The sequence below is a fragment of the Litorerythrobacter xanthomarinus genome (assembly GCF_046254955.1).
Classification (GTDB): Bacteria; Pseudomonadota; Alphaproteobacteria; order Sphingomonadales; family Sphingomonadaceae; genus Qipengyuania_C.
On the sequence record NZ_JBJXRG010000002.1, the window covers coordinates 743,533 to 756,753 of the forward strand.

Annotated in this window: 13 protein-coding genes; 7 read left to right on the top strand and 6 right to left on the bottom strand. The window is 60.5% G+C overall.

All coding sequences use genetic code 11. From position 1 onward, the window contains the following. Positions 1-195: 195 nt before the first annotated feature. The 7 genes from ACEWMW_RS12990 to ACEWMW_RS13020 all read left to right on the top strand — a co-directional run bounded on the left by ACEWMW_RS12990 (position 196) and on the right by ACEWMW_RS13020 (position 7,008). The gene (locus ACEWMW_RS12990; protein ID WP_409414358.1) at positions 196-1,845 is read left to right on the top strand and encodes a putative bifunctional diguanylate cyclase/phosphodiesterase; all 1,650 of its coding nucleotides are present in this window, start codon (positions 196-198) and stop codon (positions 1,843-1,845) included. A 65-nt stretch (positions 1,846-1,910) separates the two neighbouring features. Next, the gene (gene dapF, locus ACEWMW_RS12995) at positions 1,911-2,720 is read left to right on the top strand and encodes a diaminopimelate epimerase (protein WP_409414359.1); all 810 of its coding nucleotides are present in this window, start codon (positions 1,911-1,913) and stop codon (positions 2,718-2,720) included. After that, positions 2,717-3,889, top strand: coding sequence for a tRNA (N(6)-L-threonylcarbamoyladenosine(37)-C(2))-methylthiotransferase MtaB (mtaB, locus tag ACEWMW_RS13000; RefSeq protein ID WP_409414360.1), 1,173 nt, complete (start codon positions 2,717-2,719; stop codon positions 3,887-3,889). Before dapF ends, mtaB begins: the two co-directional genes overlap by 4 nt. Next, positions 3,886-4,812, top strand: a complete 927-nt coding sequence (ftsY, locus tag ACEWMW_RS13005; protein ID WP_409414361.1) for a signal recognition particle-docking protein FtsY — start codon at positions 3,886-3,888, stop codon at positions 4,810-4,812. The genes mtaB and ftsY overlap by 4 nt, the downstream gene beginning before the upstream one ends. Further along, entirely contained in the window at positions 4,812-5,462 is a 651-nt protein-coding gene (locus tag ACEWMW_RS13010) for an inner membrane-spanning protein YciB (protein ID WP_409414362.1), read from the top strand. The genes ftsY and ACEWMW_RS13010 overlap by 1 nt, the downstream gene beginning before the upstream one ends. Before the next feature lie 103 nt (positions 5,463-5,565). Beyond that, entirely contained in the window at positions 5,566-6,138 is a 573-nt protein-coding gene (locus ACEWMW_RS13015; RefSeq protein ID WP_409414363.1) for a urate hydroxylase PuuD, read from the top strand. Between the two features lie 141 nt (positions 6,139-6,279). Next, a complete protein-coding gene (locus ACEWMW_RS13020; protein WP_409414364.1) occupies positions 6,280-7,008 on the top strand; it encodes a hypothetical protein in 729 nt (242 codons plus the stop codon). Between the two features lie 93 nt (positions 7,009-7,101). Here the strand turns inward: ACEWMW_RS13020 and ACEWMW_RS13025 are convergent, their stop codons facing one another. The 6 genes from ACEWMW_RS13025 to ACEWMW_RS13050 all read right to left on the bottom strand — a co-directional run bounded on the left by ACEWMW_RS13025 (position 7,102) and on the right by ACEWMW_RS13050 (position 13,213). Then, positions 7,102-7,587, bottom strand: coding sequence for a hypothetical protein (locus tag ACEWMW_RS13025; protein WP_409414365.1), 486 nt, complete (start codon positions 7,585-7,587; stop codon positions 7,102-7,104). Between the two features lie 64 nt (positions 7,588-7,651). Continuing rightward, on the bottom strand, positions 7,652-9,586 hold the full coding sequence (locus ACEWMW_RS13030; protein WP_409414366.1) for a potassium transporter Kup: 1,935 nt from the start codon (positions 9,584-9,586) through the stop codon (positions 7,652-7,654). Positions 9,587-9,682: 96 nt separating this feature from the next. Then, a complete protein-coding gene (locus tag ACEWMW_RS13035) occupies positions 9,683-10,324 on the bottom strand; it encodes a tetratricopeptide repeat protein (protein WP_409414367.1) in 642 nt (213 codons plus the stop codon). Then, the gene (locus tag ACEWMW_RS13040) at positions 10,321-10,737 is read right to left on the bottom strand and encodes a cytochrome c-type biogenesis protein (protein ID WP_409414368.1); all 417 of its coding nucleotides are present in this window, start codon (positions 10,735-10,737) and stop codon (positions 10,321-10,323) included. The genes ACEWMW_RS13035 and ACEWMW_RS13040 overlap by 4 nt, the downstream gene beginning before the upstream one ends. After that, positions 10,734-11,264, bottom strand: coding sequence for a DsbE family thiol:disulfide interchange protein (locus ACEWMW_RS13045; RefSeq protein WP_409414369.1), 531 nt, complete (start codon positions 11,262-11,264; stop codon positions 10,734-10,736). Before ACEWMW_RS13045 ends, ACEWMW_RS13040 begins: the two co-directional genes overlap by 4 nt. Then, positions 11,261-13,213 carry a heme lyase CcmF/NrfE family subunit gene (locus tag ACEWMW_RS13050; RefSeq protein WP_409414370.1) on the bottom strand — a complete coding sequence of 651 codons (1,953 nt, stop codon included), beginning with the start codon at positions 13,211-13,213 and terminating at the stop codon, positions 11,261-11,263. The genes ACEWMW_RS13045 and ACEWMW_RS13050 overlap by 4 nt, the downstream gene beginning before the upstream one ends. Positions 13,214-13,221: the final 8 nt, after the last annotated feature.

The following is a 13,221-nucleotide window of genomic DNA, read 5'->3' on the forward strand; positions in this document are numbered from 1 at the left end:
TAAGTTCTCGCAACTCGCTTTATCGATTGGGCGGCAGGATTAGCCAACCTGTCCCTACCAAACCACCCGCGAGAATGGGGATATCCCCCAAGCGCAAGCCCTTGCGTGATTAACCGGAAATTAGGCTTAAACGCCGATAGCAGCGGCTCAATCGGGGGATCAATTTCGGGGGCAAGGTTCGACACCGCTACCGCTATGGGCAAGTCTGGGTCCAAAATATTCAGCAATTTCGGGAAAACCGACCGTGATTTCGTCACGCTCGGTATAGCTGCGGCCGCCATCATCCTGTTCGTCGGCACTGGCGGCAAAGTCCTGCCGCAAATCTACCGTGCGTGGGAGGGATTGGACAAGGCTCCTGACACGCTGTTGATCAATGCGGTCCTGCTCAATATCGCGCTCATCCTGCTCGGTTGGAGACGCCACAAGCAACTTACCCGCGAAATCACCGAAAGCCGCAAGGCCGAACAGGAAGCGCGACATCTTGCCGAAGTCGATCCGCTCACCGGATGCCTCAACCGGCGCAGCCTGATGCCGGCCACCGACCAGTTGATCCAGACCAGTTCCGAGACCGGCAAGGCCCTCGCCATGATCATGATCGATCTTGATAACTTCAAGCAGATCAACGATCTCAACGGGCACAAGATCGGCGACCAGGTCCTCCAGAAAGCAGCATCTCAAATCCGCAAGCTGGTGCCGCGCGGTGCACTTCTGGCTCGTTTGGGCGGCGACGAATTCACTTGTGTATTCCCCTATGCGCCGAACGAGACACAGCGGGTCGATGATCTGGCGATCCAGCTGATCGAGCGTATTGCGAAGCCGATCGAAATCTCCGGCCAGGTCATGGAAGTGACCATATCCCTGGGCATTGCCAGCCGCGATCCCAGTAGCCCGCGCAATAACGATGATATCGATTCCAAGGCACTGATGCACAAGGCTGATATCGCCATGTACCACGCCAAAAAGCAGGGCAAGAACCGCTATTTCTGGTTCGAAACCAGCATGGAAAGCGAGCTGCGCTTCCGCAACCAACTGATCCAGGGTTTGCGCCGCGGGATTACCCAGCGCGAATTCGTGCCATTCTACGAACAGCAGGTTGACCTCGAAAGCGGCGAATTGGTCGGTTTCGAGATGTTGGCACGCTGGAACTCGCCTGAATTCGGCACCGTCGGACCCGACATATTCATTCCGATCGCCGAAGAGCTCGGGCTAATCGGCGAATTGTCCCAACAATTGATTGAGCAGGCCTTGGAAGACGCGAAGGCGTGGGATCCCAAGCTCACTCTTTCGGTCAATATCTCACCGGTGCAGATGCGCGATCCGTGGTTCTCGCAGAAGCTCCTCAAGCTGCTAGTCGAGCATAATTTCCCCGCTTCGCGGCTCGAGATCGAGATTACTGAGAGCGCGCTACACGAGAACATCGGCCTGGCTCGCTCGATGATTTCGAGCCTGCAGAACCAGGGTGTTCAGGTGAGCCTCGACGACTTCGGGACCGGTTATGCGAGCCTATCGCAGCTGAAATCGCTGCCCTTCAACCAAATCAAGATCGATCGCAGCTTCGTCAAGGAACTGGCTGGATCGAACTCGGGCGCGAAGATCGTCCAGGCAATGGTCTCGATGGGCGGCAACCTCAACATGCCATTGACCGCCGAAGGGATCGAGGATGAAGAGATCCTCAATCTGCTCAAGGACCTCGGCCAAATGAAGGGCCAGGGCTATCATTATGGCAGGCCGGAAGACGCCGCAGCGGTACTTGCGCGGCTCGAAAAATCCGGAAGGCTGGCGACCGCCGCAGAGAGCGAAGACGAAATCAAAGAGCCTACCGAGCAGCACTCTCGCTCCGCGTAAACCCCCGCAGACAATTCGCTATCGACTGGACGCGAGGCAGCGCGGCGCATATTGGCGCGCACAGCATGCGTATCCCGTTCATCAAGATGCACGGCCTCGGCAATGATTTCATCGTGCTCGATGGGCGCGAGGATGCTTTGCCTGCGCTGAATGCCGCTACCGTGGCGGAATTGGCGGATCGGCGCACCGGGATCGGCTGCGACCAGCTGATCGTGCTGGAGCCGTCCCATGCGGCGGATTTCCGCATGCGCATTTTCAATTCGGATGGCGGCGAAGTCGAGGCATGCGGCAATGCTGCACGCGCGGTCGCGATCTATCACGGCACGCAGGCATCGCTCGAGACAGATGGCGGGGTCATTTCGCTCTCCCCGCAGGATGGCGGTGCGACTATCGATATGGGCCAGCCGCGCTTCGAATGGGACAAGATCCCCCTCGCCTATGCGATGGATACGCTCACCATGCCTGTTGGCTGGGACGGGCTGGGCGATCCTGCCGCGGTCAATGTCGGCAATCCGCATGTAATCTTCTTTGTAGAAGATTGCGACGCGGTGGCGCTGGAGAAAGTGGGGCCGCAGATCGAAACCGATCCGCTTTTTCCCGAGCGAGTTAACGTCAACGTGGCGACGATCGAGAGCCGCGAGACGATCCGCCTGCGCGTATGGGAGCGAGGCGTGGGCCTCACACGCGCCTGCGGCACAGGAGCGTGCGCTACGGCGGTGGCAGCAATGCGGCGCGGACTGGTCGATCGTGAAACCACAGTCGCGCTGCCCGGCGGCCCGCTTACGATCCACTGGGATGATGACGACCGCATTCAGATGACCGGCCCTGCGAGCGAAAGCTATCGCGGAACATTCGAATGGGATGAATTCGCGTGAGTGCCGAAGTGATCTCCTTGGGCTGCCGGCTCAATATCTCCGAAAGCGAGCGCATCCGCGTCATGCTGGCGGATGAAGGCGACGTGGTTGTCGTGAACAGCTGCGCAGTCACCAGCGAAGCCGTGCGGCAGACCCGGCAAGCGATCCGCAAGGCGCGCCGTGCGCGGCCTGATGCGCGGCTGCTGGTAACCGGCTGCGCCGCAGATATCGAACGCGACCAGATCGCCGCCATGCCTGAAGTCGATGGACTGATCGCCAACCAGCAAAAGCTTGACCCGCGCGTGTGGAACGTTGCGGAGCGTCCGACGCCGATCCCAGCTCAACGAACGCGCGCTTTCGTGGCGGTCCAGAATGGCTGCGACCACGCCTGCACCTTCTGCGTGATCCCGCAGGGGCGCGGGCGCAGCCGATCCCTGACGATCAATCAAGTGCTCCGCGAAGTCGAACGCGACCTATCGCTCGGCGCGCCTGAGGTGGTTCTAACAGGCGTCGATGTGACCAGCTGGGGCGCAGACCTGCCCGGTTCACCGAGCCTCGGCGCGCTGGTTCGCGCAATCCTCGACGAGTTTTCCGAACTCGCCCGCCTGCGCATGTCGTCGCTCGACGGAATCGAGATCGACGAGGAGCTGTTCGACCTGTTCGCGCACGAAACGCGCGTCATGCCGCACCTGCACCTCTCGCTGCAGCATGGGCACGACATGATCCTCAAGCGGATGAAGCGCCGCCATTCGCGCAGCGACGCGGTCGATCTCATCGCCAGGCTTCGCGCGCAGCGCCCCGAACTGGCTTTAGGTGCTGATCTGATCGCCGGTTTCCCCACCGAGAGCGAAGAGCATCACGCGACAAACCTCTCGATCATACGCGAGCTCGAGATCGTCCACGGCCACATCTTCCCCTACTCGCCGCGTCCCGGCACACCCGCGGCGCGCATGCCGCAGATCAACAGGCCCGTGATCAAGCGCCGCGCCGCCGAATTGCGCGCCGCCGGCTCCGAGGTCCGCAACACTTGGCTGTCCACCCTGCTCGGCAAGCCCCACCACGTCCTTGCCGAACGCGATAGCACTGGCCACGCGGAAAACTTCGCGCTCTTTGCCGTTCCGCATGATACGCCCGCCGGTGAAATCGTGACCCTCACACCCACAAAGATCACAGAAGGCCTCCTTACATGAGCGAAGGCAAGAGCTGGACCGAGCGGCTGTTCGGCGGCTTCAAGAAGACTTCAGAGCGGCTGACCGAAAACCTCAGCCAGGCGGTCACCACTGCCAAGCTTGATGATGCGACACTCGACGATGTCGAGGATGCACTGATCCTTTCCGACCTCGGCCCGTCGGCCGCATCGCGCATCCGCGAGCGCCTGCGCGAAAAGCGTTTCGGCCTCGAGATCAGTGCTGACGACCTCAAGCTCGCGGTGGCCGACGAAATCGCGGCGATCCTGCGCCCCGTCGCCAAGCCACTCGAAATCACCGCCTTCCCGCGCCCGCAAGTGATCCTGGTGATAGGCGTGAATGGGTCGGGCAAGACGACCACCATCGCCAAGCTCGCGCACCTTTTCCAGGAAGACGATTACGGCGTGATGCTGGCGGCGGGTGACACCTTCCGCGCGGCGGCAATCGGCCAGCTGCAGACGTGGGCCGACCGCATTGGCGCTCCGCTGATCAAGGGGCCCGAAGGCGGCGATCCGGCCTCGATCGTGTTCGACGCGGTCAAGGCCGCGACCGACCAGGGCATCGACGCGCTTGTGGTCGACACAGCCGGGCGCCTGCAGAACAAGCGCGAACTGATGGACGAGCTGGCCAAGATCAGGAAAGTCCTCGGCCGGCTCAATCCCGAAGCGCCGCATGACGTGGTACTGGTGCTTGATGCCACCAATGGCCCGAATGCGCTCTCGCAAATCGATGTGTTCAAGGAGGTTGCGGGCGTGACTGGGCTTATCATGACGAAGCTGGATGGCACTGCGCGCGGCGGCGTGCTGGTCGCAGCGGCCGAGCAATATGGCCTGCCGATCCATGCTATCGGCGTCGGCGAGAAAATCGATGACCTGCGTCCGTTCGACCCGGACCTTGTCGCACGCGTGATTGCGGGAGTGGCGTAATGAGCGAAGAAACCAAGCCCGCCGAGAAGCCCAAATCTGGCTGGCTCAACATCGCAGTCGACTACGGGCCGCTGCTCATCTTTTTCGGGGTCTACAAATACTTCTCGCCCGACGAGCCGAGCGCGATTGCCGAAGTCGCCGCAATGATCCGCGGCACAATAGCATTCATGGTCGCTGCAGTAATCGCGCTGGCGATCTCGAAGATCAAATTCGGCAAGGCCTCACCCATGCTGTGGTTTTCGACTGTGCTGATCCTAGGCTTCGGTGCGCTGACTGTGTTTTTCGGCGATCCCGTCTTCGTGCAGCTAAAGCCGACGATCATTTACATCGCATTCGGTATCGCATTGCTGATCGGATACTGGCGCGGGACCGCGCTGCTCAAGATCCTGCTGGAAGCGGCTTTCGAAGGGCTGACGCAGGAAGGTTGGCTCAAGCTCAGCCGCAACTGGGGCCTGTTCTTCCTTGTACTGGCGGGTCTCAACGAGTTCCTGCGCTGGTATCTCGATTTTGGCGGCTGGCTCGCGGCCAAGCTATGGGTCTTCCTGCCGGTGAGCTTCCTCTTCACCTTCAGCCAGATCCCAATGCTGCTGAAACACGGCCTTTCGCTCGAAGGTGTCGAGGAAGAAAAATCCACAACGCCGCCCGCCTGAACGCCTCCGGCGCTTGCCATCCACCCCGCTCGCTCCCTATTCTGCTGCCAATGGCCAGCGGATCGCGGCCTGACGGGCGCAAGACTTATGGGGAGAGCCAATAATGGCGAAGTTTTTCGGTAACTTACACCTTGTGATGGTGGTCGGCCTTCTTGCCGCCCTCCTGCTCATGTTCGGCTTTGCAGCCTATACACCTATCGATTCCAACTCGGTTGCGCGCTGGCTGCACCTGTTCTTCGGCGTGTTGTGGATTGGTCTGCTCTATTATTTCAACTTCGTTCAAGTGCCCTCGATGCCCAAGATTGCGGACGAGCATAAGCCCGCAGTGACCGGCACGATCGCACCGTCGGCGCTGTTCTTCTTCCGCTGGGCAGCCCTCCTGACCGTCGTTACCGGCCTCTGGATCGCGATGGTCAACGGCTACATGATCGATGCACTGACCTTCGCCGGTGAAGGCGCGGTCGACCTGATCGGCGCCGGCATGTGGATGGCGCTGCTGATGGCCTTCAACGTGTGGTTCATCATCTGGCCTGCGCAGAAGAAAGTGCTCGGCATTGTCGAAGCCAGCGCGGAGGAAAAGGCAGCTGCTGCGCCGCGCGCGCTGATCGCCAGCCGCCTCAATACGCTGCTATCGATCCCGATGATGTGGGCGATGGTCTCCGCGAACCTCGGCTGATCACGCTTCGACTGGAATGAGAAAGGGCGCTCCGGGAAGCCGGGGCGCCTTTTTTGATTTCAGAAATGCATTGGCCCAAAGCTCGATGCGCCAGGCCGCTGCTCTGGTTTCCAATTCGCAGCAACATGGGGGATTGCTTGAATGCCACAATCACTGATGAGCTTCATGGGCAGTCTCGATACACTCATCGCCGTGACCATCGGTGCGTTTCTCGCGACTGGCGGCGCTCTTGCAACCGAATTGATCAAGGAACGGGGCGCGCGGCGCCGGAGGGAACGAGAAGCGGCGATTTTTCTTGCCGATATCATCCTCAGCCTCCTGAATTTCGGCCGGCTTGCCAACCGATCCCAGACGATCGGGCAGCCATGGGGGCAGTTCACAGTCGGCTATTTTGAGCTCGCTCGTAAGCAGAGGGATTTCTACGAAGCCAACCGGATGAAACTGTTCGATCTGCGCGATCTGGAACTCAGAAGTCGCGCGGAATTCCATATTCTCGCGCAAACGAATTACGCCAGTGGCATCGTCGATTTTTGCAGCGCGATTCAGTCACTTGAAGAAGAGCTTGGGTCGCTCGATTCGGACACGCCCGAGGCACGCAGACGCGAGATAGAGGAGAAACTCAAAGAACCACGGTTCTACCGTGAGGTTTCATTAAAGGGCTTCACCTACAACTTTGAAAAAGCTGAAGGGCTACTCGCCGATCTCGAGCCGGTCGCAGGAGTGAAATTTGGCAAGGTGAACCAGTTCGAGATCGCCGTGAACGAAATGCAAACTGCACTCGCTAAGTTTGCCAAGGAGTTCGATGTGGTCGACGGGGAAGTCATCCCCAAGGCAAAAAACGAGAGGGGAGATTCTGCGAACCTCGTCTGATTGCGCTTCGATTGAAATGGAAAGGGCGCACCGGGAGACCGGGGCGCCCTTTTCGTATCTAACCAATGTCCGCTAATGGGTGGAAAGCGGACATTAGAAGTATTCCATTGGATCGAATTCTTCTGCGTCTATTACATTCACTATTTCTCGGCTGTCTAGGTGATGTTGTCGAAAGCTGCATGCGTGCTCATTCTCAGAAACAAAAAGGTCAAACTCATCGATCTCCCCCTGACGTTCATGCAATGACGTTACGTCATAAGGGTTGGGATATTTCGAGGCATTCAGGAATATGCTCATTCCAATAACGGGACCGAAGACCTGCAACAGGATTTGGCTATGCTGGTCGCTCGCCACAGCGATCAACACTAGCGGCTGGCTTGAATCCTGCCTCCATTGAAAACTAGTACCGCTAATGTTCTCCAGGCGGGTAATCAGCCTTTTTACGCTGTCTAGATCCGGCGAGGGATTACAGCTGTATTCTTTGAATATGACACTTTCGGAATGAAAGGTGTCTTGCTGCGTGCAACCTGAAAGTGCCAGCGAAAGAACGAGAAGAATTCGTCGTGCCAAGTTCCACATTGATCGACTGATTGCAGCAAATTAAAATGTCCGCAACTAGGTCGTTAGCGGACGTTCCGGGCAGCTAAATCCTCACCTGGCTGCCCAGCTCCACCACACGGTTCGTTGGCAGGCGGAAGAATTCCATCGCGGTCGCCGCATTGCGCAGCATCCAGGCAAATATCTTCTCGCGCCAGATCGGCATGCCGGGATTCTCGCTCGGCAGGAGCGTTTGTCGGCTGAGGAAGAAGCTGGTCTGCATCATGTCAAACTCGCCGCCGCAGCGCTTCATGAGCTTGAGGCCTTCGGGCACATTGGTTTCTTCCATGAAGCCGTAATGGAGGATTGCGCGGAAGAACCCGTCGCCCAGATCGTGCATTTCGCAGCGCTCCTCCGGATCGACGTAGGGCACGTCGTCGATGAGCACGGTGAGGATCACCACACGCTCATGCAGCACCTTGTTGTGCTTGATATTGTGGAGCAGCGCCGAAGGCACTCCGCCCGTTTGCGAGGCCATGAAGATCGCCGTGCCGGATACGCGCTTGGCGCTGTTATGCGCCGATTTGGCGAATATCTCGATCGGCAGCGCGGTTTCGGTCATGCGCTCCTTCATCAGCTTGCGGCCCTTGGCCCAAGTCGTCAGCAGCGTGAAGGCAATGAAGCCGACCAGCAGCGGGAACCAGCCGCCTTGCGGCACCTTGAGGAGGTTGGCAGCGAAATATGCCCCGTCGACGATCAGGAACAGTATGACGACCGGAGCGGCATACCACCACTTCCACTTCCACACGCCGACAAACAACACCGCCATCAACAGGGTGTCGATCGTGACCGCGCCCGTCACCGCGATACCGTAGGCGCTGGCGAGGTTGGACGATGTCTGGAAGGTCAGCACCAGAATGATCACCGCGACCATCAGCGCCCAGTTGATGAACGGGATGTAAATCTGCCCCGCCTCGGTTTCGCTGGTGTGAAGGATCGAGAGGCGCGGCATGAAGCCGAGCTGCATCGCCTGGTGCGTGATCGAGAAGGCGCCGGAGATAACCGCCTGGCTCGCGATGAACGTTGCAACTGTCGCGAGGAACACCAGCGGCAAGCGCCATTCTTCGGAAGCGAGCAGGAAGAACGGATTGCGCACCACTTCGGCGGCCTGTTCGGGCGGAAGCCCGGCAATCATCGCGCCTTGCCCGAAGTAGTTGAGCAGCAGGCACGGCATCACGAAACCGAACCAAGACAAACGCATCGGGCCGCGCCCGAAATGACCCATGTCCGAATAGAGCGCTTCAGAGCCCGTCACCGCCAGCACCACAGCGCCCATCGCCACGAAGGCGACAAAGCCGTCAGTGACGAAGAACATGATCGCGTAATAGGGGTTCAGCGCCCACAGGATGTCGGGGTTCTGGATGATCTGCCAGCCGCCCATCCCCGCGATGACGATGAAATAGACGATCATCACCGGGGCAAATAGCGCGCCAACCTTCGCTGTGCCGCGTCGCTGGAGCATGAACAGGAAGACCAGCAGGCCCAGCGCGATCGGGATCACGAAGCGCTGCAAACCGGGGTCGACCACCGTCAGCCCCTCGACCGCGGACAAGACCGAGATCGCCGGGGTGATCATGCTGTCGCCATAGAAAAGCGAAGTCGCGAACACGCCGAGCAACACCACCAGCCAGCCGTATGAAGTCTTGCCGACATAGCGCGAAAGCAGCGCCACCAGCGCGAGGCTGCCGCCCTGACCCTTATTGTCTGCCCGCATCAGGATCGTGACATATTGCAATGCGACCACGATCAGCATCGACCAGAAGATCAGGCTGACGACGCCAAGGACGTGCAGGCGGTCGATCGCCACGTTCGCAGCGCCAGCAAAGGTTTCACGAAATGCGTAGAGCGGGCTGGTGCCGATATCGCCGAAGACGATGCCAATCGCGCCAACCGCGAGAGCAGTGCGCGATGCACCGCCATGACCATGTCCGCCCTTGCCCCCGGTGGAGGACGGTACGGGAGACGTGCTGGTCTCGCTCATGAAGCTTTTCCTAGCGCCTGCGCCGGGGCTATCTGCACCCCACTTGGCCGAAGGGCGCGGCGCTTAGCAGCACAATGTGCGAACGGCAAGACGGGCCTACTGGACAGGAGCGGCCTGCATTTGCGCAATCAGCGCATCGAGACGTGCGAGCCGCTCAGCCAGCGCTGGCCGCCAAAGCGTATCTTCCGGCGCCGCTTCCAGCATTTGCGCCCATAGCTCGCGCGCATCGTTCACGCGTCCGGAACGGATCATGGCAACACCAAGGAAGTAGCCTGCGCCGGGATGATCAGGACGGGCCTGCTCGGCCTTGCCGAATGCGAATAGAGCCGCCGGTGTCAATTGGCCTTCCGCATGCTCGACCAGCGCATTGGCAAGCGCGACCCACGCCTCGGCATTGTCGGGCTGGTCATCGATTGCGCCGCGTAAAAGGCCGGCTGCGTCCGCATATTTGCCCTGCCGCGCAAAACCATCGGCGATGATGATGTAGCGTGCAGGTTGCTGGCCATTGTCGAATAGCTCGCGCCGGGCCGCTACAAGCGCTTCCCCGCCTCCGGATTCGACCTGGGATTGGGCGCGCGGTGCCGAAGGCTGGCCCGGGGATCCTTGCAACGCATATCCGGTGAGGCCGAGCAGCAACGCGGCTGCGAACAGCGTCACGCTTTGCCGTGGCAGTTTGAGCGCGAACATCGCGAAGAGCGCAGCAACCGCTGCCAGTGCGAGTATTGGTAGCCAGCTCACGCCTCGGGCTCCTTGCGGCGCACCAGCCGCTTGCGGAAAATCAGCAATGCGATGACGATCAGGAGCAACGGACCGGCAAACAGCGGCCAAGTCGTCGAGCTGACGGTCGGCGCGTAGCTGACGTAGTCGCCATAGCGTTCGACCAGCCATGCGCGGATCGCTTCCGGGTCCTCTCCCGCTGCGATACGCGTGCGGACCTGGTGGCGCATATCGCCTGCCATCGGTGCATCGCTATCGGCAATCGACTGGCTCTGACACTTGAGGCAGCGCAGGGTCTCCATCAGCTTGATCGCTTCGGCTTCGAGCGCCGGGTCTTCGAGCTGGTTATACGCGTATGGCGCAGGCGGAAGCGATTGCTGGGCAGCAAGCGGAGCTGCAAGGAGCAACGTCAGGAGCGCGAGAAACCGCTTCATGATGCCGCCTCCCGCAATTCCTCAAGCAGCACCGGCACATCGCTCGCACGGATATCGCCAATATGCTGGTGCGTTATCAGGCCATTGCCATCAATCACAAAGGTCTCGGGTACGCCGGAGGAGCCGATCTCGAGCTGGATTTCGGACAGGTCGTCCGCTCCGATCCGCGAATAGGGATTGCCATAGCGGCCCAGGAAAGCGGCGACATCTTCAGGCTTGTCACGGATCGCTATTCCAACGATTTCAACACCCTCCGCTTCGAGCGCGGCCAGTTGCGGCGCTTCGGCAATACACGGCAGGCACCAGCTCGCCCAGATATTGAGCAGCTTCGGCGTTCCGTCCTTGAAATCGGCAAGGCTGACGCCCGGCTTGTCCTGCGTCGCGGCGCGCAGCGAAAACTCGGGCAGCGGCTTGCCTACCATGGCGCTCCGCACGAAGTCGTCCTTGGGTTGGCTCAACTGATACGCGGCAATGCCCAGGAAGAAGGCAAACAGCGCGAGCGGCACCCAGAGCGTCCAGCGCTTCATGCCAGCGCCTCTTGCTCGCTGCGACGCGACGCGAGCCGCTTGCGCACCAGCCTCCTCCTCAAATCGGTCTGTAGCCGCCCGATGATAGAGAGGACCCCGCCCAATGCGATGAGCAAGCCGCCGTACCAGATGAAGGTCACGAAGGGCTTCCACCACAGCCGCAGCTGCCACCGGCCATCATCGGCCTGGGTTCCGATTACGGCATAAAGCTGCCCGTTCCAGCGGGTCGCTAGCGCGCTTTCGGTGGTTTGCTGGGGGGGCGACCAGAAACTGCGCGATTGCGGCGTCATCACGATCGGATCGCCGGGGCCGGTGCGCGCTTCGAGCACGCCTTCGATTGCCGTCCAGTTGGGTCCGGCAACGGGCCGCACTTCGGCCAGGCTGATCTGCCACGGACCGACTTCGGTCATGTCGCCGATCTGCGCCGCGACGAGCTTTTCTTCGCTGAAAGCCGTTTCGCTCGCCATGCCGAAGAGGGCGACCGCAATACCCAGATGGGCCGTGACCATGCCCCAGACCGACAGCGGGACGCGCCTGAGGTTGCGGCCACGCAGCGGCAAGATGCTGGCGAAGGCGAGTCCGGCGGCAAGCGCAAGACCCAGTAGCGGCAGGATGCCGACATCGCCCAGCAGGCTCACGAAAACGAGCACGGTGAACGCAATCGCCGCGGTCAGGATCATCGGACGGGATATCCTCGAAAGGCTGTCACCTCGCCATCGCAGCAGCGGTCCTATTGCCATCACCACCAGCATCGGGATCGTGAAAATCGCGCCGACAGGGTTGAAGTAAGGCGGACCGACCGAAACAGTGGTGTCGAAAGCCTCGGTCAGCAGCGGATAGAGCGTGCCAAGCAGCACGATGCCAAGGATCGCGCTGAGCATCACATTGTTGAAGACCAGCGCGCCTTCGCGGCTGGTGGCGGTGAAACGTTCGCCTTCGCTCACGGTCCCGGCACGGAGCGCAAACAGCAGCAGCGCACCGCCGATATAGATCGCCAACAGCGCGAGGATGAAAGTGCCGCGCTCCGGATCGACCGCGAAGGCGTGGACGCTTGTCAGCACGCCCGAGCGCACGAGGAAAGTGCCGAGCATCGACATCGAGAAGGCGACCACGCCCAGCATGATCGTCCATGCGCGCAAGGCATCGCGCGCCGCCAGTACGCTGACCGAATGGAGTAATGCTGTCGCCGCCAGCCACGGCATCAGCGAAGCGTTTTCGACCGGATCCCAGAACCACCAGCCGCCCCAACCGAGCTCGTAATACGCCCAATAGCTCCCGGCGGTGATTCCCAGCGTAAGGAACACCCAGGCGCCGAGGATCCACGGGCGCATGACCTTGGCGAAATCGGGCGTGACCTGCCGCGTGATCAGCGCGCCGACGGCGAAGCTGAATGCCACCGAGAGCCCGACATAGCCCATGTAGAGCGTGGGCGGATGGAAAGCCAAACCAAGGTCCTGCAGCAGCGGATTGAGGCCCAGCCCCTCGACAGCCGGTATCGGCAAGCGCTCGAACGGGTTCGAGCTGAGCAGCAGGAATGCATAAAAGCCGATCGCGACTAAGCCTTGCGCCGCAAGCGTCGCCAGCATTGTGCGTTCAGGCAATCGTTTCTCGATCCAGCCGATCAACGCCCCGGCAATTGCCATCACCGTGACCCACAACAGCATCGAGCCTTCGTGATTGCCCCAGGCGCCCGAAAGCTTGAACACCAGCGGCTTCATCGAATGCGAATTGGTCGCGACCAGCTTCACGGAAAGGTCGGTGATCGCAAAGAGCCACAGCAGCATGGCGAAGCTGAATGTCGCCAGCAGGCCCTGCACGATTGCAGCGGGCCGTGCGAGGCGGGCAATCTCGCCGCCGTCTTCGCGCAGGCCGAGACCGCCCGCGACCAGCTGCAACACTGCAAGCGCAGCCGCAAGCCACAGTGCAGCAAGACCGAGTTCAGCGATCATTGGTTTAT

What these genes read in the sequence shown, in the direction of transcription:
- ACEWMW_RS13045 (WP_409414369.1), bottom strand. Translation starts at nt 11,264, where the DNA reads ATGAAGCGCTGGACGCTCTGGGTGCCGCTCGCGCTGTTTGCCTTCTTC.
- ACEWMW_RS13040 (WP_409414368.1), bottom strand. Translation starts at nt 10,737, where the DNA reads ATGAAGCGGTTTCTCGCGCTCCTGACGTTGCTCCTTGCAGCTCCGCTT.
- ACEWMW_RS13020 (WP_409414364.1), top strand. Translation starts at nt 6,280, where the DNA reads ATGCCACAATCACTGATGAGCTTCATGGGCAGTCTCGATACACTCATC.
- ACEWMW_RS13030 (WP_409414366.1), bottom strand. Translation starts at nt 9,586, where the DNA reads ATGAGCGAGACCAGCACGTCTCCCGTACCGTCCTCCACCGGGGGCAAG.
- ACEWMW_RS13025 (WP_409414365.1), bottom strand. Translation starts at nt 7,587, where the DNA reads ATGTGGAACTTGGCACGACGAATTCTTCTCGTTCTTTCGCTGGCACTT.
- dapF (WP_409414359.1), top strand. Translation starts at nt 1,911, where the DNA reads ATGCGTATCCCGTTCATCAAGATGCACGGCCTCGGCAATGATTTCATC.
- ftsY (WP_409414361.1), top strand. Translation starts at nt 3,886, where the DNA reads ATGAGCGAAGGCAAGAGCTGGACCGAGCGGCTGTTCGGCGGCTTCAAG.
- ACEWMW_RS13015 (WP_409414363.1), top strand. Translation starts at nt 5,566, where the DNA reads ATGGCGAAGTTTTTCGGTAACTTACACCTTGTGATGGTGGTCGGCCTT.
- ACEWMW_RS12990 (WP_409414358.1), top strand. Translation starts at nt 196, where the DNA reads ATGGGCAAGTCTGGGTCCAAAATATTCAGCAATTTCGGGAAAACCGAC.
- ACEWMW_RS13010 (WP_409414362.1), top strand. Translation starts at nt 4,812, where the DNA reads ATGAGCGAAGAAACCAAGCCCGCCGAGAAGCCCAAATCTGGCTGGCTC.
- ACEWMW_RS13050 (WP_409414370.1), bottom strand. Translation starts at nt 13,213, where the DNA reads ATGATCGCTGAACTCGGTCTTGCTGCACTGTGGCTTGCGGCTGCGCTT.